Origin of the sequence: Sporosarcina sp. P16b, assembly GCF_002743065.1 — a bacterium.
Classification (GTDB): Bacteria; Bacillota; Bacilli; order Bacillales_A; family Planococcaceae; genus Sporosarcina.
Genome location: NZ_PDYO01000005.1, coordinates 15,569 through 32,804, shown reverse-complemented (window position 1 = coordinate 32,804; position 17,236 = coordinate 15,569). Strand labels below are relative to the sequence as shown.

The 17,236-nt window shown below is 41.2% G+C and carries 20 protein-coding genes, 1 pseudogene and 1 riboswitch; of the genes and pseudogenes, 18 read left to right on the top strand and 3 right to left on the bottom strand.

What is annotated here, in order from left to right:
• The first annotated feature begins 4 nt into the window (after nt 1–4).
• The 13 genes from truA (at nt 5) to CSV77_RS07870 (ending at nt 10,104) form a co-directional block, all read left to right on the top strand.
• Entirely contained in the window at nt 5–742 is a 738-nt protein-coding gene (gene truA / locus CSV77_RS07930; protein ID WP_099630598.1) for a tRNA pseudouridine(38-40) synthase TruA, read from the top strand.
• Nucleotides 743–916: 174 nt separating this feature from the next.
• Nucleotides 917–1,354, top strand: coding sequence for a 50S ribosomal protein L13 (rplM, locus tag CSV77_RS07925; protein WP_099630550.1), 438 nt, complete (start codon nt 917–919; stop codon nt 1,352–1,354).
• Between the two features lie 19 nt (nt 1,355–1,373).
• Nucleotides 1,374–1,766 carry a 30S ribosomal protein S9 gene (rpsI, locus tag CSV77_RS07920; protein WP_029053248.1) on the top strand — a complete coding sequence of 131 codons (393 nt, stop codon included), beginning with the start codon at nt 1,374–1,376 and terminating at the stop codon, nt 1,764–1,766.
• An 802-nt stretch (nt 1,767–2,568) separates the two neighbouring features.
• A complete protein-coding gene (locus tag CSV77_RS07915; protein WP_099630551.1) occupies nt 2,569–2,871 on the top strand; it encodes an urease subunit gamma in 303 nt (100 codons plus the stop codon).
• A 30-nt stretch (nt 2,872–2,901) separates the two neighbouring features.
• Nucleotides 2,902–3,225, top strand: a complete 324-nt coding sequence (locus CSV77_RS07910) for an urease subunit beta (protein ID WP_099630552.1) — start codon at nt 2,902–2,904, stop codon at nt 3,223–3,225.
• Nucleotides 3,222–4,940 carry an urease subunit alpha gene (ureC, locus tag CSV77_RS07905; protein ID WP_099672991.1) on the top strand — a complete coding sequence of 573 codons (1,719 nt, stop codon included), beginning with the start codon at nt 3,222–3,224 and terminating at the stop codon, nt 4,938–4,940. Before CSV77_RS07910 ends, ureC begins: the two co-directional genes overlap by 4 nt.
• 10 nt (nt 4,941–4,950) lie before the next feature.
• Nucleotides 4,951–5,406 (top strand): urease accessory protein UreE, encoded by a 456-nt coding sequence (gene ureE, locus CSV77_RS07900; protein ID WP_099672990.1) that lies wholly within the window; start codon nt 4,951–4,953, stop codon nt 5,404–5,406.
• Complete coding sequence (locus CSV77_RS07895; protein ID WP_099630599.1) at nt 5,399–6,085, top strand: urease accessory protein UreF; 687 nt, start codon at nt 5,399–5,401, stop codon at nt 6,083–6,085. Before ureE ends, CSV77_RS07895 begins: the two co-directional genes overlap by 8 nt.
• A 37-nt stretch (nt 6,086–6,122) precedes the next feature.
• Entirely contained in the window at nt 6,123–6,743 is a 621-nt protein-coding gene (ureG, locus tag CSV77_RS07890; protein WP_099672989.1) for an urease accessory protein UreG, read from the top strand.
• The gene (locus CSV77_RS07885) at nt 6,736–7,560 is read left to right on the top strand and encodes an urease accessory protein UreD (RefSeq protein ID WP_099672988.1); all 825 of its coding nucleotides are present in this window, start codon (nt 6,736–6,738) and stop codon (nt 7,558–7,560) included. The genes ureG and CSV77_RS07885 overlap by 8 nt, the downstream gene beginning before the upstream one ends.
• Nucleotides 7,561–8,182: 622 nt before the next feature.
• Nucleotides 8,183–8,620 carry a YheE family protein gene (locus CSV77_RS07880; protein ID WP_233212195.1) on the top strand — a complete coding sequence of 146 codons (438 nt, stop codon included), beginning with the start codon at nt 8,183–8,185 and terminating at the stop codon, nt 8,618–8,620.
• A 164-nt stretch (nt 8,621–8,784) separates the two neighbouring features.
• Nucleotides 8,785–8,886, top strand: a riboswitch (TPP riboswitch).
• Nucleotides 8,887–8,976: 90 nt separating this feature from the next.
• Nucleotides 8,977–9,672, top strand: coding sequence for a thiaminase II (gene tenA / locus CSV77_RS07875; protein ID WP_099672986.1), 696 nt, complete (start codon nt 8,977–8,979; stop codon nt 9,670–9,672).
• Between the two features lie 48 nt (nt 9,673–9,720).
• Entirely contained in the window at nt 9,721–10,104 is a 384-nt protein-coding gene (locus tag CSV77_RS07870; RefSeq protein WP_233212194.1) for a DUF3889 domain-containing protein, read from the top strand.
• A gap of 43 nt (nt 10,105–10,147) precedes the next feature.
• Here CSV77_RS07870 and CSV77_RS07865 read toward each other — a convergent pair.
• Together CSV77_RS07865 and hpaB are read right to left on the bottom strand one after the other, a co-directional pair.
• Nucleotides 10,148–10,819: pseudogene (locus CSV77_RS07865) on the bottom strand (nitric oxide synthase oxygenase); the annotation flags it as partial.
• Nucleotides 10,820–10,991: 172 nt separating this feature from the next.
• Complete coding sequence (hpaB, locus tag CSV77_RS07860) at nt 10,992–12,431, bottom strand: 4-hydroxyphenylacetate 3-monooxygenase, oxygenase component (protein ID WP_099672984.1); 1,440 nt, start codon at nt 12,429–12,431, stop codon at nt 10,992–10,994.
• Between the two features lie 62 nt (nt 12,432–12,493).
• Here hpaB and CSV77_RS07855 point away from each other — a divergent pair, with 62 nt between their 5' ends.
• From CSV77_RS07855 to CSV77_RS07840, 4 genes are all read left to right on the top strand, one after another.
• Nucleotides 12,494–13,177 (top strand): hypothetical protein, encoded by a 684-nt coding sequence (locus CSV77_RS07855; RefSeq protein ID WP_099672983.1) that lies wholly within the window; start codon nt 12,494–12,496, stop codon nt 13,175–13,177.
• A gap of 78 nt (nt 13,178–13,255) precedes the next feature.
• A complete protein-coding gene (locus tag CSV77_RS07850; RefSeq protein WP_099672982.1) occupies nt 13,256–13,558 on the top strand; it encodes a rhodanese-like domain-containing protein in 303 nt (100 codons plus the stop codon).
• Nucleotides 13,559–13,948: 390 nt separating this feature from the next.
• Complete coding sequence (locus CSV77_RS07845) at nt 13,949–14,662, top strand: N-acetylmuramoyl-L-alanine amidase (protein WP_099672981.1); 714 nt, start codon at nt 13,949–13,951, stop codon at nt 14,660–14,662.
• A 76-nt stretch (nt 14,663–14,738) separates the two neighbouring features.
• The gene (locus CSV77_RS07840) at nt 14,739–15,797 is read left to right on the top strand and encodes an Mrp/NBP35 family ATP-binding protein (protein WP_099630564.1); all 1,059 of its coding nucleotides are present in this window, start codon (nt 14,739–14,741) and stop codon (nt 15,795–15,797) included.
• Nucleotides 15,798–15,819: 22 nt separating this feature from the next.
• Here CSV77_RS07840 and gerD read toward each other — a convergent pair whose 3' ends face one another.
• Nucleotides 15,820–16,407: a spore germination lipoprotein GerD gene (gene gerD / locus CSV77_RS07835; RefSeq protein WP_099672980.1), complete on the bottom strand. Its 588-nt coding sequence runs from the start codon at nt 16,405–16,407 to the stop codon at nt 15,820–15,822.
• Nucleotides 16,408–16,545: 138 nt separating this feature from the next.
• On the opposite strand from gerD, the gene CSV77_RS07830 reads away from it, so the two are divergent.
• On the top strand, nt 16,546–17,235 hold the full coding sequence (locus CSV77_RS07830; protein WP_099630566.1) for a KinB-signaling pathway activation protein: 690 nt from the start codon (nt 16,546–16,548) through the stop codon (nt 17,233–17,235).
• Nucleotide 17,236 lies beyond the last annotated feature (1 nt).

Below are 17,236 nucleotides of genomic sequence, written 5' to 3'. Positions count from 1 at the left end.
TAGATTGAAACGAATGAAAGCGACTGTTTCGTATGATGGCACGGATTTTGCTGGCTATCAATCCCAGCCAGGCATGCGGACAGTTCAAGCAGAGATTGATAAGGCGCTTGTGAAATTGCATAAAGATTCGACATCACACGCGGTAGCAAGCGGACGAACTGATGCTGGCGTTCATGCGCTAGGTCAGGTGATCCATTTTGATACACCTCTGGATTTAGGTGATCGCTGGCTGATGGCATTGAATGTGCTACTACCTAAGGACGTACGCATAACTGCGATTGAACAGGTGTCTAAAGAATTTCATGCGCGTTACAGTGCAAAAGGTAAAACGTATCGATATAAATGGTCATATGGAGAATTGCAAAGTCCATTTGAGCGTAATTTTGCAGTCCATTTAGGTAGATGGAATCCGGACGTGGAACGAATGAATGCAGGTGCTGCCTATTTAATCGGTACACATGATTTCACAAGTTTCTGTTCAGCGAAGACCGCTACCTTGAATAAAGTCCGCACAATCCGAAAACTAACACTTGAGCGACATCAGGAGGAACTGATTCTTGAAGTGGAAGGTGATGGATTTCTATACAATATGGTTCGTACGATTGCCGGTGCTTTGCTGGCTGTTGGTATTGGTTGGGACGAGCCGGAAGATGTCCAGAAGATTCTTGAGGCGAAAGATCGTCAAAGGGCAGGGAAGACAGCGGCAGCACACGGTTTGTACTTAATGGAAGTGACCTATTGAGCTCATGGCAACTAATCCTGGCGTTTTCATAAAAACGCTTGACTTTATTGACAATAAAGTATAACATGATAAATGGTATTTCAATAACCCCACAAACAAGCCCCGGAAGTTTATTTGTGTTTAGGGATAGAGAAAACAAGGGAACAGATTCGATATTTTAGGAGGAAATACAATATGCGCACAACATTCATGGCTAAAGGTCACGAAGTCGAACGTAAATGGCTAGTTGTCGACGCTGAAGGACAAACGCTTGGTCGTCTTGCTTCAGAAGTTGCAACTCTTTTACGCGGTAAACACAAACCAACGTTTACACCACATGTTGATACAGGCGATCACGTCATTATCATCAACGCTGAAAAAATCCATTTGACAGGTAATAAATTGAAAGATAAATTATACCACCGTCACTCTGGTTATACAGGTAGTCTTAAGTCACGTACTGCACTTGAGATGCGTACTAACTACCCTGTAAAAATGCTTGAACTAGCGATTAAAGGAATGCTTCCAAACGGTCCTCTAGGTCGTCAAACAATCAAGAAATTACACGTATACGCTGGTCCAGAGCATCAGCATAGCGCACAAAAACCAGAAGCTTTCGAGCTTCGCGGTTAATTAAGAGGAGGAAACCCACTTGGCACAAGTACAATATATCGGCACTGGCCGTCGTAAAAGTTCAGTAGCTCGTGTACGTCTAATTCCTGGCGAAGGTAAAATTGTCGTCAATAATCGTGATGTAGAGGACTACGTACCATTCGAAACACTTCGTGAAATCATTAAACAACCACTAGTAACAACGGAAACACTTGGAAGCTACGATATCCACGTTAACGTTCACGGTGGAGGTTACACAGGTCAAGCAGGCGCAATCCGTCACGGCGTTGCTCGTGCATTGCTTACTGTAGATCCTGATTTCCGTGCAGCACTTAAATCAGCAGGATTCCTAACACGTGATCCACGTATGAAAGAACGTAAAAAATACGGTCTTCGCGGCGCGCGTCGTGCACCACAATTCTCAAAACGATAATTTTTTTCAAAAGTCTTTCTCATTATTTAATGAGAAGGGCTTTTTTGCGTGTAGCATTAGCTATATTTTGGGGATGAACAGTTACTACTGGCTGGTCAGTAAATAGCGCTGACACTAGTAGTATCATTTGCTAATTTACAAATGTTCGCATCACACCTAATTTGCGAAGTTTTGTATACCAGATGATTGTATGATGAGAGGTGATCCAAGCATTTTATCTGCAATAAAATAGCTTTAGCAGTACTTCTGTGAGTAGATATTTTACCAGCTCATTGTGTAAGCGTGAACACTTGATTCTTCGCCACAAAGCTGTACAATAAATTAGTAGCAGTAACTCCCAGCCGTTTCCACTGTTTTTAAATGAGGTAAATGGACACAATCCCCCCATTCCAGTTGTTTCGAATACCTAAGAGATTCACCGATCCTCCCCGGATGTATGAATCACAATCGGATCAACTTGCGATCAAACCATTATATAACACACTTTGTTACATTACACGTATAGTTCGAACTTGCATCCATGACTGCCCATTAGTCATTTACTAGCAAAAACTTTAGGCGTGGCAACGTTTACGCTAACTAACTTAAGGGGATACTGTCGGTATACCGACTTTTTCTTTGCCTTGTTGCTTCGAACAGGACCTTATTTAAAAGAGATAGCTTAAGTTTACCCCGAAAATTCATGTGAGCTACTAATAGCTCGTTAAATACTCGGAATATTTAAAGCCTTCTATTAAAGTGGATTATGAGAGAAGCGCACTAATGGAATATAATACATACTATTATTTTAGGAGGTTGAACAATGCGATTACTACCGCGTGAAATGGATAAACTAATGATTGTTGTTGCTGCAGATGTTGCTAGAAGACGAAGAGAACGAGGACTTAAATTGAACTACCCAGAAGCCATGGCACTCATTACGTATGAGGTGATGGAAGGTGCCAGAGACGGTAAAACTGTGGCAGAACTCATGTCTTATGGTGCAACGATTTTATCTCGTGAAGATGTAATGGATGGCATTCCAGAAATGATCGATGATATTCAAGTAGAGGCGACATTCCCGGATGGAACGAAGTTGGTCACAGTGCATAATCCAATAAGATAAATTGTTTATGGAAAGAAAGGGGACGGAACGATGATACCAGGCGAATATATTTTAAAAGATGAACCGATTACTTGTAATGAAGGCGCGGAAAGTATACATGTACAAGTAATTAATCATGGCGATAGACCTATCCAAATTGGCTCTCATTACCACTTTTATGAAGTGAATCTTGCATTGAAATTTGATCGGGAAGTAACGTACGGTAAACGTCTCAATATACCTGCAGGTGCTGCTGTTCGTTTTGAACCGGGCGATGAAAAAGAAGTGCAGCTAATTGACTATGCTGGAGAAAGAGAAGTTTACGGATTTCATAATAAAGTAGACGGACCATTGGAAGGCGGGAATACGAAATGAGTTTTAACATGGATAGAGAGCAATATGCTCAAATGTTCGGACCGACAACAGGAGACTCTGTTCGATTAGCAGATACCGATTTGTTTATCCAAATTGAAAAAGATTTTACGAAATATGGAGAAGAAGTTGTATTTGGCGGTGGGAAAGTCATTCGTGATGGAATGGGTCAACATCCGCTTATTACGCGTGAAGAAGATGAACGAGTACCTGATACTGTCATTACGAACGTCGTCGTTCTTGACTATACGGGGATATATAAGGCCGACCTAGCGATTCGTGACGGTAAAATTTCGGGTATCGGAAAAGCAGGTAATCCGCTTGTGCAGGATAAAGTAGACATTATTATAGGGGCTTCCACTGAAGTGATTTCGGGGGAAGGTAAAATCATTACGGCTGGCGCAATTGATACGCATGTGCATTTCATTAATCCGGCACAAGTCGATGTTGCACTGACGGCGGGGACAACCACACTAATCGGCGGTGGAGCTGGACCAGGAGATGGTTCTAGGGCTACGACAGCCACACCGGGTGCCTGGCATCTTCACTCCATGCTGAAGGCTTTAGATGGACAACCAATCAATATTGGTTTAACAGGTAAAGGACATGCGGCAGCGGGAGCTCCCTTGGCGGAACAAATAATTGCCGGTGCGATTGGTTTGAAAGTCCATGAAGACTGGGGCGCGACACCGTCCGTTCTTGATCATGCATTACGAATTGCCGATGAATATGATGTACAAGTCGCACTTCACGCGGATACGTTAAACGAATCGGGATTCTTTGAAGATACGATCAAGGCGATTAATGGTCGCGGTATTCATATGTATCATACGGAAGGTGCAGGAGGCGGACACGCTCCGGATTTGATTAAATCGGCTGGTATGATGAATGTGTTGCCGGCTTCTACCAACCCAACCTTGCCGTATACGATCAATACGATTGATGAGCATTTGGATATGGTAATGGTTGCACATAACTTAAATCCTTCCGTGCCAGAAGATATCGCATTCGCAGATTCACGCATTCGCAACGAAACGATTGCAGCGGAGGATGTATTACAAGACTTGGGTGTCTTTAGTATGACAAGCTCCGATTCTCAGGCGATGGGCCGTATCGGTGAAGTTGCTCTTCGTACGTGGCAAGTAGCCCATAAAATGAAAAAGCAACTTGGCGTGATGGAAGGTGATAGTGAGTATTCGGATAATAATCGGGTAAAACGCTATGTTGCTAAATATACGATTAATCCTGCTATTGCTCATGGGGTATCTGAGTATATCGGTTCAATTGAGGTTGGTAAAATGGCTGATCTTGTCCTCTGGGATCCGAAGTTCTTTGGAGTCAAACCGGAGATGATTTTGAAAAGTGGAATGGCGGTATTTAGCTTAATGGGCGATCCGAATGCAACGATTCCTACACCACAACCAATGATTTATCGTCCGATGTATGCAACGCTCGGGAAGGCATTGCCGCAAAGTTCCATTACATTTGTTTCACAGATTGCATATGATCAAGGAATAAAAGAGAAGCTTGGACTTGAAAAAGTAGTACTCCCTGTCCGTAACATACGGAGTCTTACGAAAAAAGATATGAAATTAAATACAGCTACACCACATATTGATGTAGATCCACAAACGTACGAAGTGAAAATCGATGGAAAGCTTATAACATGTGACCCAGTTGACGAGGTGCCAATGGGACAACGCTATTTCCTATTCTGAGGTGAAGAAAATGATTGTAGAAGAAATCGTGATGAATATCAGGGATTTAGATCCAAGTGAGTATGAAAGCCGTCATAAAGAGAAAGTGTACTTAGAAAGTGCACATTTAATGAAGAGAATACAACGCGTAGAAACCGATCACGGACGTGAAATTGGAATTCGATTAAAAACTCCGCGTGATTTGGAAGCGGGAGACATTCTGTTTATGGATGATAAGAATATTATTTTGGTTGATGTCCTTTCTGATGATTTAATTATTATTAGCCCGCGGACAATGCTTGAAATGGGAACGATTGCCCATCAACTTGGAAATCGTCATTTGCCTGCGCAATTTGAAGACGAGGATATGCTTGTGCAATATGATTATTTAGTTGAGGATTTGCTAAAAGAAATGGAGATTCCATTCAAGAGAGAAGAACGAAAAGTTGCAAAGGCTTTCCGTCATATTGGGCATAGTCATGACTAATCATGCGTTATCTTTGTTACAGCTATGCGATTCTAGTTTTCCCATCGGCTCTTTTAGTCAATCATTCGGATTAGAAACCTATATTCAAAAAGACAAGGTCACCGATGCTAACACATTTTCTGAGTGGTTACATGTCTATGTGCATGAACAGCTTGCTTATGCAGACGGCTTGGCTGTAAGACTCTCATATGATGCACTGGATAACGATGACCTGGATAAGGTTTGGGAATTGGACCGCATATTGACTGTACAGAATCTTGCTCGCGAATCACGTGATGGTACACAGCGTATGGGTGATAGAATGTTAAACATTGCAGAAGCCATTTACAAAATACCTGTGTTAACTACTTATGCCCAAAAAATTCGTGATAAACAAGCTTTTGGCCATCCAGCCATTGTTTTTACGATGATCGGACATCATCTTCAAGTAGAAAAGAATACAACGGTTTTATATTACTTATACTCGACGGTTGTTAGTCTTGTGCAAAATGCTGTACGGGCAATCCCGCTTGGACAAACTGCTGGACAGAAAATCATTTACACTTTTCAACAACAACTTCAGCAAACGACAGACAAAATAATGGAATTAGACGAAGAAGAGTTTGGCGTTGTATCGCCAGGCCTTGAGCTTTCACAAATGCAACATGAACGTGTCGGGATACGTATTTTTAGTTCGTAATGAATATAATGAAATTGATAATAAGGATGTGCTTAGAATGGGACCAATTAAAATAGGTGTCGGTGGACCAGTTGGTGCGGGAAAAACCATGCTTGTTGAAAAAATTACACGCGCGTTAGATGGCGAAGTGAGTATGGCGGTTATTACCAATGATATATATACGAAAGAAGATGCCAAATTTTTAGTTGCGAACGGTATTCTTCCGGAAGACCGTATTGTCGGCGTGGAAACAGGAGGCTGTCCACATACGGCAATTCGTGAAGATGCTTCGATGAATTTCGCTGCGATTAATGAATTGAAAGAAAAACATTCCGACCTCGAGTTGATTTTTGTAGAGAGTGGCGGTGATAACCTAGCGGCTACTTTCAGTCCAGAACTCGTAGACTTTTCCATATATATAATTGACGTAGCGCAAGGTGAAAAAATCCCGCGCAAAGGTGGACAAGGAATGATTAAATCTGATTTGTTTATTATTAATAAAACAGATTTGGCACCATACGTTGGGGCGAGTCTTGAAGTAATGGAGTCCGACACAAAAGTATTTAGAGGAAATAAACCTTTCTTTTTCACCAATTTAAAAGATGATCAAGGACTAGATGAAGTGGTTGAATGGGTCAGAAAACACGCTTTGTTAAAAGGACTAGGACAAGATGTCTGAATGGACAGGTGTTCTTGACCTTGTCATGGAAAACCGACAAGGACGCTCCGTGGCGAAAAGCGTTTACTTTCAAGGTGCATTTAAAGTGATGCGTCCCGTTTATTTCAATAAAAATAGTTATCCATGCTATTATTTATTGAATCCTGGCGGTGGCTATTTAGATGGAGATCGGTATCAAATGAAAGTCACGCTTGGTGAACGAGCGATGCTGACGTTGACGACCCAGTCAGCGACGAAAGTATATAGAACACCGACCGAGCAAGTATATCAAGAAACAGTCATTCGTATGAAAAAGGATAGTTATCTAGAGTACTTACCGGATGCACTTATTGCATACAAAGATGCCAGTTGCTATCAAAAAAATAGTATATACATGGAAAAAGGAGCAACTTTGCTGTATGCCGAAATTTTGACTCCGGGCTGGTCGCCGGAAGGAGAAAAATTCAGCTATGACATGCTCCGTTTGAAAACCGAGATTTATATGGAAGGTCAACTTGTTGTCTTTGACCATATAAAACTTCATCCAGCGTCACAAAATATGAATGAGTTAGGCTTTATGGAAGGATACACACATTTGGGTTCCTTAATTGTCGTGGGAGAAAAAACGAATGATGCTCTATTGGATCGATTATATGAAACTCTTCAACAAGAGGCTGGAGAATTTGCATTCGGATTGTCTAAGCTTGCCGTTCCTGGCTTCACTATACGCATCTTGGCAAACTATACACAAGTCATAGAGCGAATTATTTCAGTCTGCCACCACGTAATTAGCGAAGAATGGGATCAAATGAAACCAAGTTTTTTAAGGAAGTACTAGAAAATGCCCGACAATTCAATGAGTTGTTGGGCATTTTCTGTCCGTTATGCTAGTACTGCAGAAATTAATATGCATGGAAAGTAATAAAGAAGGCTAAATTATTCCGTATATATTCTGCAGTTTGTTCAAACAACTTTGTCACTGTTCAAATGATTGAAACACAAAAATTAGGGTATTATTATACATACGTGGTGTGTCATTCGTAGGATTAACCATGTCCGTCAAGTCAATAGAATGTATAGCAGTCTTTGCGTGTATTGGTTCAACACTCACGGTAATTATTAAAGGCTGCAATAAGGTTGTTACACATGTGTGAAGTTAATCTTCTGCCTGGTAGTGAGTGAAGATGTAATAGAGTGTACGGGGAGTAAGTTCGCTACGACTTACGGTGTTTGGACCATATATTCGAATGATATAAAGCATAGTAGAATATTAATGGATTTGACAACAACCTATTGCTAAGTTATATTAGAGTTTAAATTTTTTTAAAGGATTTTATACGTGAGCAGGAATGATGGGTAATTAAACTTCAGGCTAGAAGGCTTGAATTAGTAGTTATGGATAACGTAAGATGAGCCATTTTATAAAAAGAGGCTTTATACTATTTTTGGAGGTGTTCCCTGTGGTAGATGACTTTGAAGCAGAAAAAGTTTTTGAAGACAGGCAGTACGAGCGAATTCAGTTTAAGCTCATCTTAGAAGGTCGTAAGTATAAAGGTGACTATCATGACGGTAAAATTCAATGGCTTAATCCACATCCCAAACATGATGTTGGCGAAGAAGAAATAATTGCCATAGAGGATAAAGTTTTGGAACTTCTATCAGAGCAAGGGATTCGAAGTGAAGCGGATGATATTGAGATCGAACAATCGAATAGCGGAAGTCAAACTCGACCACTTCAGTCATTTAAATTGAAGATTCAAGGCGAAGAATTTAAAGGTACATTCATTAATGGCAAAATTGAATGGTATCATCCTAAACCACGACGTAAATTAGAAGAAGAGCGCGTAAAAAAAATAGAAGAAGATGTTGAGAAAAAGCTAAAAGAACATCTAGAATAACAAATTGACACTGCGTGAAATCTGCCGAATAAACGTATTCGATTGAGTGAGACCAACATAAGGTCTTCTGCCAATCGCTGTGTTGTATGTAGGCTACGTGCAATCTCAATTCGTTTGACCTTTCTGACAAGTTAAGACTACAATGAATATACAAATGAAATAGTTGTTACCGCTAGGGGTGCTCTCTGGAGCTGAGAGAAGCATATGCTTTAACCCTTTAACTTGATCCGGTTCATACCGGCGTAAGGAAGTGGTGTAGATGTTACTTAGCTGATTTCTGTGCTCTGTGATGTCTCTCCGCCACTTCTTGTCAAGAAGTGGCTTTTTCATTTATCACGAAAAAGGAGAGAGTATACATGAAGTTTACAGAACGTTTATTAGAGAAGACATTACCGATTTGGAGACAGAATCATAGTCACCCGTTTGTCCAAGAGATTGGAAATGGTCTGTTGGATCAGGAGAAGTTTCGTTTTTATATGGTGCAAGACTATTTGTATTTAATTGACTACGCGAAAGTGTTTGCTGTGGGCACAATGAAGGCTACGGATGTAGAGACGATGGGTAAATTTGCTGCATTGCTTAACGGTACACTACACACCGAAATGGAACTTCACCGTCAATATGCAGCACGCTTTGGCATTACCGAGGAAGAGCTCGAGAATGCTCAGCCGTCTCCAATTGTCCTAGCGTACACGCACTATATGCTACATGTAAGTCAAAACGGCTCTCTAGCGGAAGTTGTCGCTGCATTATTGCCGTGTGCGTGGAGCTACTGGGAGATCGGCAAAGAGCTTTCGGAATTGCCTGGTGCGCTGGAACATCCATTGTATGGTGACTGGATTCGCATGTATTCATCGGAAGACTTTGGCGAGTTGGCTACTTGGTGCTTAGAATTAATGGACGAAACTGCAGAAGGCAAGCCTGAATCAGAATTAGTGAGGTTAGAGGAGATCTTCCTTAATATGACTCGATATGAGTATATGTTCTGGGACATGGCCTACACGAAGCAAATGTGGCCTGGTATGCATGAAGGACAGATGATTACAAATTAATATATAAGAAACGTCCGACTATTTAAGTTGGATGTTTTTCATTTAGAATTGAATGGATATAAACAGCGCATGCTATTCCTAAAGGAGGTGTGCGCCATCTTTGCAAAAATAGGTTTGGCACTTGGAGTTTTATTGACAAGTGGGTCGGGTACTAGTGATGAGTCAGCTGCTGCACTTAGTAAAGTGGAAGTACCGGCATACGCCAAATGGTCAAGGCTTGCGATCAAACAAACGATGCTCAAATATCCTCATGCAGATATCAAGGATTATTTGCATATCGCAACCGACTCAAAAAAAGTTACGGGCGTGGAGAAATTTCAGCTTTGGTTAAAAGAGGAAGAACGGGAATTCGGTTTAATAGTGACTGTCACCTATTCAGCTGAAACAGGTAAATTTATTCGCATCGATTTTCAAGAAATACCTGTTCAATAAGCCAATGCCCCTAGACCATATAACATGGTGCAGGGGCGTTGGTTTATTCGGGATCTCTTTGATAAAAGAAATTGGGAGTTATAATGTCATTGGCAAACCGTTTGTGATAGACATAGGTAGCGGCGGGTGATAGTGGTGGAATGAGCCATACCCAGTTACCTGTCACTTTTCTTCCTGCACTTTGCTCTTTCTTTTCGAACGATTTGAATTGTTTAGCTGCGGTATGATGATCAACAAGTGTGACGCCTTCTTGCTGGTAGGAATGTAGAACGGCTATATTCAACTCTACAAGTGCTTTGTCTATCCAAAGAGATCGATTGGATTTCGTGTTAAGGCCCATCAGTTTGGCGACAGACGGCAAAAGATTATAACGGTCCGCATCTGCAAGATTACGCGCTCCAATTTCCGTACCCATATACCAGCCGTTAAATGGTGCCATAGGATATTCAATTCCACCGATATCAAGACGCGTATTGGAAATGATCGGAACAGCATACCATTTTGTATGCAACTCAGAAATTCCTTTGATTTCGGGATGACTGATAGGTACCTCTTTTACTAACGACTTTGGCAATTCAAAAAGCCGCGGAGATTTCCCATACTCTTGAATGACAAGCGGTAATACATCAAAAGGTGTTTTGGCTCCTTGCCAACCAAGGCTTTCACATAACTTAGTCATTTCAATGGATGTAGAGTCACCAATGTTGATTTGTTCTTCTCGTGAAAGTCCTAGTTCATCATAACAACTGTGAATAAACTGGACTGCTTCTTGAAATAGCTCTATTCTATTTACAGATAGCACCATAATCATCAATTCCATATACAAAGTGTAGCATCTGGCAAATACGATGAGCTGACATAATTTCGGCAAATTACTGACTTTTCATTTAATCTGAGAGTAACCGGTGTATCATTTCTTGTCCTGCGTCTTTTGGATAGGATCGGTATAGATGTCCTGATAAGCGAACTGGATCACCGAAGAAATACCGTTCATATTGCGTTTGTCTTGTGCCGAACGAACTCATCGTCAAATCCCAAGCCAACCGAAATAGTTGTACACGTTCAAACGCGGTTTTCGTAGCACCTTGTAGGTACTTTGTGAGATCAGGTTGAATAGCCGAATGGAAATCCTTATCGGTAGGTAGCGCAACCATCCCACTTGCTCCAATTAGCTGAATGATTTCACTAAAACGCGGATAGACTTTGGGGAAAATATTGCTAGCTATTTGAAGTGGTATCGCACTTGGACACATATAACCCCATTGATCGGGTAATGCATCGGCTTCGGATTTATCTCGCAAGGCTTTCATCGTTTCGAGCCCTATAATTATTTCAGACAATTTCTCTTGAATGTGGAGATATTCCGCTATATTAATCGTTTGGACGAGTTGCTCTGCCAAATTTAACATGAACTCCGTCTTGACGATCTGTCTCGTGATGACTTGATGGGTAGCAAATGGATGAAATGAACTCATTGAGAAAAATTCTGAAGCTACTTCCTTATTGTGATGAAAGAATACACGCTTCCACGGGACGAGAACATTATCGAAAACAACTATAGCATCCATCTCTTCAAACCGTGAACTCAGTGGGTAATTAAACGTAGAATTCCCGCCTACAAATGATTCCCTGCAAAGAAAACGTAAACCTTCTGTACTGGAAGGAATGGAAAAGGCGAAAGCTTCATCAGGATCCCCAAGAAATGAAGGCGTGCTGAACACCAACACTTCATCCGTCACGCCGCCCTGTGTGGCTAGTAGCTTTGCTCCTTTAATGATGAGCCCTGCAGATGTCTTGCCTACAATCTTTGCGGAGATCGGTTCATCTGACGTATTAAAGGCATTTTGTGATCGATTGACCTGCGGTGTAATAAAGGTGTGAGTAAAAGATAGATCTTCTTCTCGCGCACGTTCATACAGCGCTTGAATATGTTCTGGAAAACAGTTTTCTTTGCCGAGCAAGTGAGGGGAAGAAGAGGCAAAGCTCATGATCACCGTATTGAGGTAATCTGGACTTCTACCAAGTAAGCCACAGGAAAGTCTTGCCCATTCTTCTATCATAACTCTTCGTTTCTGCAAATCCATTTTAGTTTTCGGTTGTAAGTAAGAAAGTCCAATTGGCTCGTTTGTGACTGGTGAGGCGTATGTCATGAGAGCCTTATGTGAAGGTGATAATTGTAAATCATACAGAGAAGCCTTTGTTTCAATAAGCCCTCTAAAGGCTGGATGTTTAGAAATAGGTCCTTTTAATTGCTGTCCATCTAGCCAAATCTCCGCGGCCTGCTCATTTATTCTACGCACAAACTCGTTGCCATTTATAGCACCCATACTATTCCTCCTGAATTTTCTAGTTGGTATAGTATATTATGAAACCTTCAAGGATGATCAAAATGTTCTCAGGCAGAACAATAGGTAATAGTTTTGATACAATACAGAAAGAGTACATAGGGAATGTATCCAGATCAGCGAAAGGCGTGTGTATATTGAATAAAGAAATGGTAATGAAGTATATTGTGGCGTGCACAAATCTATATGGGATTGTGCCTATTGAAAAAGTAGTGGAGATTTACAATGATCAAAATGAAGAGAAGATTCCATTGGATGAAGTGGAAAGATTTTTGCAAACTAAGCGAGTGAAAGATAAACTAGAGGAGAGCTTCGTCTATATTCAATCAAACGAATTTGTAGCTGAAGCGACAAGCGAAGAAGCCGAGAAGGACAACCTAAGACAAAACGCAGCTAGAAAGCCGTATTATATACCTGGAAGAGAAGAATTATTGTGTTTCATTGACGAGGAGTATGTACAAGAAACGCCCGAGCAATTACTGGTGAAAAATATGTTAGAAGAGGATTTCAGTGATCAATTGGATGTAGACGCAGAAGTCTCAGAATTAGTATATAATTTGCAAGTAAGTGGCGGTGACTTCATGATGGAACTGTCCTCATTTATATCCCGTCTGGTGCTGCCTATTAAAGAATCCGAGCGCTATATCCCTGCGATTGTCGCAGTAGCGGATACGACTAGATTATGGGAAAACCGTGGACATACTACGAAAGAATTACAGCAATACTAATTAGTTCATTTAAATAGACAATGGTCAACCTAGCAAGATAGAATAAGGGTACATTAAACGCTTGGGAGGATATCACTCATGACTTTAAAAGAATTAACTGCAAAAGAAGTACAAGAGCAACTAGAAAGTGGTAAAGAATTGAATATCATCGATGTACGCGAGGATGACGAGGTAGCGGAAGGTATGATTCCAGGCGCAGAACACATCGCCCTCGGTAATCTGCCAGTCGAAATGCATAACTTGAATGCTGAAATATCTTACATTCTCGTATGCCGTTCAGGCGGCAGAAGCGGTCGTGCGCAAGAGCTTATGGCTGACGAAGGCTTTGATGTAACAAACATGGTAGGCGGCATGCTAGCGTGGGAAGGTCAAACAAAATAATATACGAATCCAAAGCTGTCGTAAGAAGTGAAAAACTTCTTACGACAGCTTTTTTGTGCGCACTTTCATCTGTACGGAGTAGTGTTTGCTAACTCCATGGTATACACACGCTTATCGCTTTGCTTGTATTTCCAAAAAACGTCATTCGCTAACAGATCTCACAGTTCTAATGTAGGGAAAGAAGCATAAGGAAAGTGGGTATCGGCTAGATCGGATTGAAGTGCTGTGAATCTTCCTAAGCTTAGTGTAACGATGCCTTTGCCCTCGTAGATACCAATTCGTAGCTTAGGTTAATCCAATCAATTATCAACTCTAAACTTCCCGTCATGTACTAGATAGACATAACCTGAAAAGACCAAGCGTATAGTGAAAGAAAAAGGCGGTGTCTGTATGAAAAAGTGGCTTGTGGCAGTGATGCTAATCATTTTCTCATTAGGTGGAGTGTTATACGGCGTCAAAGCATCCGATCGTGGCTTTTTTCTGCCCTCAGAACTCGGTGGGGTAAGCATTCTCATTGATCCTGGACATGGTGGGGAAGACGGAGGTGCTTCGGCAGGTGAACTCATTGAAAAAGATATTACGTTAAACATTTCTCATGAAGTAAGTAAACTATTGAAGAAAAAAGGAGCAACTGTTGAAATGACTAGGGAGAAAAGCGGCGATGCAGTTGCGGAACATGCACCCTCCGAGTCGTTCACTTCGTTGAGAAGCAGAAAGTTTGCAGACTTGAAACTACGTGAAAGCATGGCAGTAGAATCGAAGCCGGACATGTTTATCAGCGTACACGTTAACGCAATTCCAGAAGAACGTTGGAGAGGGGCGCAAGTGTTTTATCATCCGGGCGGCCATCCTGATGGTAAGCAACTAGCGACTTCCATCCAATTTGAACTGCGTGATCAGTTGAAAAATACCGAACGGGAAGCGATGAAAATCACAGGAGTCTACTTGTTGAAGAAAGTGCCGGTTCCGGCTGTATTAGTAGAAACAGGCTTCCTGTCCAATCCGGAAGAAAGAAAGTTGTTGGCAAATAAATCGTACCAGAAAAAAGTAGCCGCAGCGATTGTAGATGGAATTGTAAAATATCAACTTGCTGAAGAGCAATAATGCATATGACGGTTGGGTGAATAGGGAATATGATATACTAAAAAGGAGTGAATGAATTCAGTAAGGAGTGTTACATGTGATTAATGAACAACAAGTTCGTGAACTGATTGGCGCATTGGAAGATCCGTTTTTACATAAAACATTGGCAGAAACGAATGGTATTGTGGGTGTAACCATTAAACCTGAGAAAGAACACGTCAGTGTTAAAGTCGCGATTGCGAAAGTGAATACCGGAGAGCAATTGACGCTACAATCAAAAATAGTTGAAGTGTTGAAAGATGCAGGAGCAGACTCTGTAGGCATACGATTTGAAGAGTTGCCTAAAGAAGTATTAGAGCAATTCCGTGGTACAGTTACGGAAGCGGAAGCACAAGATATTTTATCCCCTGTATCCAATATTGAATTTATTTCGATTGCATCTGGTAAAGGCGGCGTTGGGAAATCTACTGTCTCCGTCAACTTAGCAGTAGCCTTAGCCAGACGTGGCAAAAAAGTTGGTTTGATCGATGCAGATATTTATGGATTCAGTGTTCCGGATATGATGGGGATTACAGCTATGCCTGAAGTCCGAGAAGATCGTATCATGCCAGTGGAACGTTTTGGCGTAAAAGTGATTTCGATGGGTTTCTTTGTTGAAGATAACGCACCAGTTGTATGGCGTGGACCTATGCTTGGAAAAGTGTTGGATCAATTCTTCCGTGATGTGGACTGGGGCGAGTTGGATTACTTGTTGCTCGACTTACCACCAGGGACAGGTGACGTAGCGCTTGATATTCATCAAATGATTCCCGCATCCAAAGAAATTGTTGTGACTACTCCTCACCCAACTGCGGCATTCGTTGCAGCACGTGCGGGAGCGATGGCATTACAGACTGAACATGAACTACTCGGTGTGATTGAAAATATGTCTTGGTTCGCATCGGAAGCAACAGGCGAGAAAGAGTATGTCTTTGGTCAAGGTGGCGGTGTTCGTCTTTCTGAAGAACTTCGTACAGAATTATTAGGACAAATCCCTCTCGGTCAACCTGACTGGAATGAAACGGATTTTGCACCTTCTGTTTATGCGGAAGATCATCCGATAGGGAAAATCTATTTAGACGTTGCCGATACAGTAATCAAAAAAACGAAAAAGTAATAAGTAACAGACGAAGAAAGAATTATTTTCCTTCCTCGTCTGTTTTTTGTCCTTTACCACCGTCCTTAGAAGACCCACCCGCAGCACCTTTACCAGCCTTCATGATGAGTTCTTGCCACTTCGCCTGCATTAAAGGGCTATTTATTGTATCTTCTATGGCCTTCTCCATCTCTTTCTTCAACGTTGCGGAATTCACGATGTTCTCCATTTGTTTCATCATGTCAGGTTGACCAAAAAACTTTTCCAATTCCTTTTGAAAAGAAGCATCTGCCATCAAATCTTTCATGATATCCGCTTGTTGTTTTTTCATGCTCTTTGCGATGGATTCAGTAAATTTAGGATCTTCAAAAGCTGTTTTCCAAAAACGTTCTCCTTCTTTAGAAAGCAATACATTCTCAATGCTCTGTTTGACTTCTGGTTGTTCAAGTACTAATAACTCCCTGAACTCTGGATCAGTCATCAATTTACGAAGTGCTTTTTTTCCGTCTTCCGTCTGGATTGCATCTGTCATCATCTTTTTCATCTCATCATAGCTTGGTGCTGCTTGATGAGTTCCGTTGCAACCCGTTAGGAATAGAAGGAATAGAAAAAGAACTGCAAATTTTTTCATTCCACTCAACCTTCCACTTGTATTTTCATTTATTGTTCACAATATAAGAAGGAATATGCATGAATCGTTCAATGAAATAGATTTTTTTGTCGATCGTTGATACACTAGGTTAGACATGATAAAAAGGGGAACAGTGCTGTGACAATACGAAATTGGGTTAAATTTTTCTTACGCGCAATGGCAATTGGTGGGGCGATTACAGCGATTGTCGGTCTAATTGTACGTTGGGACTTTTTCTATGGATACTTACAGGCAGGCGAGATATGGCAATTTCTTGGTGCCTTTTTATGGATGATTTTCTTAGGGTTTACGATGAGTGTAGTGGCGCAAATGGGCTTCTTCGCCTATTTGACCGTTCATCAGTTTGGCGTGAATATGTTCCGTACCCTGACGTTATGGAACTGGGTTCAACTGTTGATCATAGTAGTCGTGCTGTTTGACTTAGTCTTTTTCCGTTTCCAATTAACGAAAGCAGATACGAGTCGTACGGTTCTGTATATTTTCTTACTGTTTACCTTGATTACAGTATCCGTAGTGACAGCGTACTTCAAAGCACAGTGGACGAAAAAACATGCGTTAATTTCTGCATTATTTTTCATGATTGTTATCACGACGCTTGAATGGTTGCCGGCACTTATGGTTACATCTGGTAACAAAGATGAATGGGTAACAATTCTTTTATTTCCGCTACTCGCAGTGAATGCGTATCAATTACTAGTATTGCCTAAATACAATAAACAATCCGATATTGATAAGGAAAAGCTAGATGAACGCAGAAATGAAAGAAAAAAGACGAAGAAACAAGCAAAGAAATCCCAAAAAAACTGAT

What these genes read in the sequence shown, in the direction of transcription:
- rplM (WP_099630550.1), top strand. Translation starts at nt 917, where the DNA reads ATGCGCACAACATTCATGGCTAAAGGTCACGAAGTCGAACGTAAATGG.
- CSV77_RS07915 (WP_099630551.1), top strand. Translation starts at nt 2,569, where the DNA reads ATGCGATTACTACCGCGTGAAATGGATAAACTAATGATTGTTGTTGCT.
- CSV77_RS07910 (WP_099630552.1), top strand. Translation starts at nt 2,902, where the DNA reads ATGATACCAGGCGAATATATTTTAAAAGATGAACCGATTACTTGTAAT.
- ureC (WP_099672991.1), top strand. Translation starts at nt 3,222, where the DNA reads ATGAGTTTTAACATGGATAGAGAGCAATATGCTCAAATGTTCGGACCG.
- ureE (WP_099672990.1), top strand. Translation starts at nt 4,951, where the DNA reads ATGATTGTAGAAGAAATCGTGATGAATATCAGGGATTTAGATCCAAGT.
- CSV77_RS07895 (WP_099630599.1), top strand. Translation starts at nt 5,399, where the DNA reads ATGACTAATCATGCGTTATCTTTGTTACAGCTATGCGATTCTAGTTTT.
- ureG (WP_099672989.1), top strand. Translation starts at nt 6,123, where the DNA reads ATGGGACCAATTAAAATAGGTGTCGGTGGACCAGTTGGTGCGGGAAAA.
- CSV77_RS07885 (WP_099672988.1), top strand. Translation starts at nt 6,736, where the DNA reads ATGTCTGAATGGACAGGTGTTCTTGACCTTGTCATGGAAAACCGACAA.
- tenA (WP_099672986.1), top strand. Translation starts at nt 8,977, where the DNA reads ATGAAGTTTACAGAACGTTTATTAGAGAAGACATTACCGATTTGGAGA.
- hpaB (WP_099672984.1), bottom strand. Translation starts at nt 12,431, where the DNA reads ATGGGTGCTATAAATGGCAACGAGTTTGTGCGTAGAATAAATGAGCAG.
- CSV77_RS07855 (WP_099672983.1), top strand. Translation starts at nt 12,494, where the DNA reads ATGTTCTCAGGCAGAACAATAGGTAATAGTTTTGATACAATACAGAAA.
- CSV77_RS07850 (WP_099672982.1), top strand. Translation starts at nt 13,256, where the DNA reads ATGACTTTAAAAGAATTAACTGCAAAAGAAGTACAAGAGCAACTAGAA.
- CSV77_RS07845 (WP_099672981.1), top strand. Translation starts at nt 13,949, where the DNA reads ATGAAAAAGTGGCTTGTGGCAGTGATGCTAATCATTTTCTCATTAGGT.
- gerD (WP_099672980.1), bottom strand. Translation starts at nt 16,407, where the DNA reads ATGAAAAAATTTGCAGTTCTTTTTCTATTCCTTCTATTCCTAACGGGT.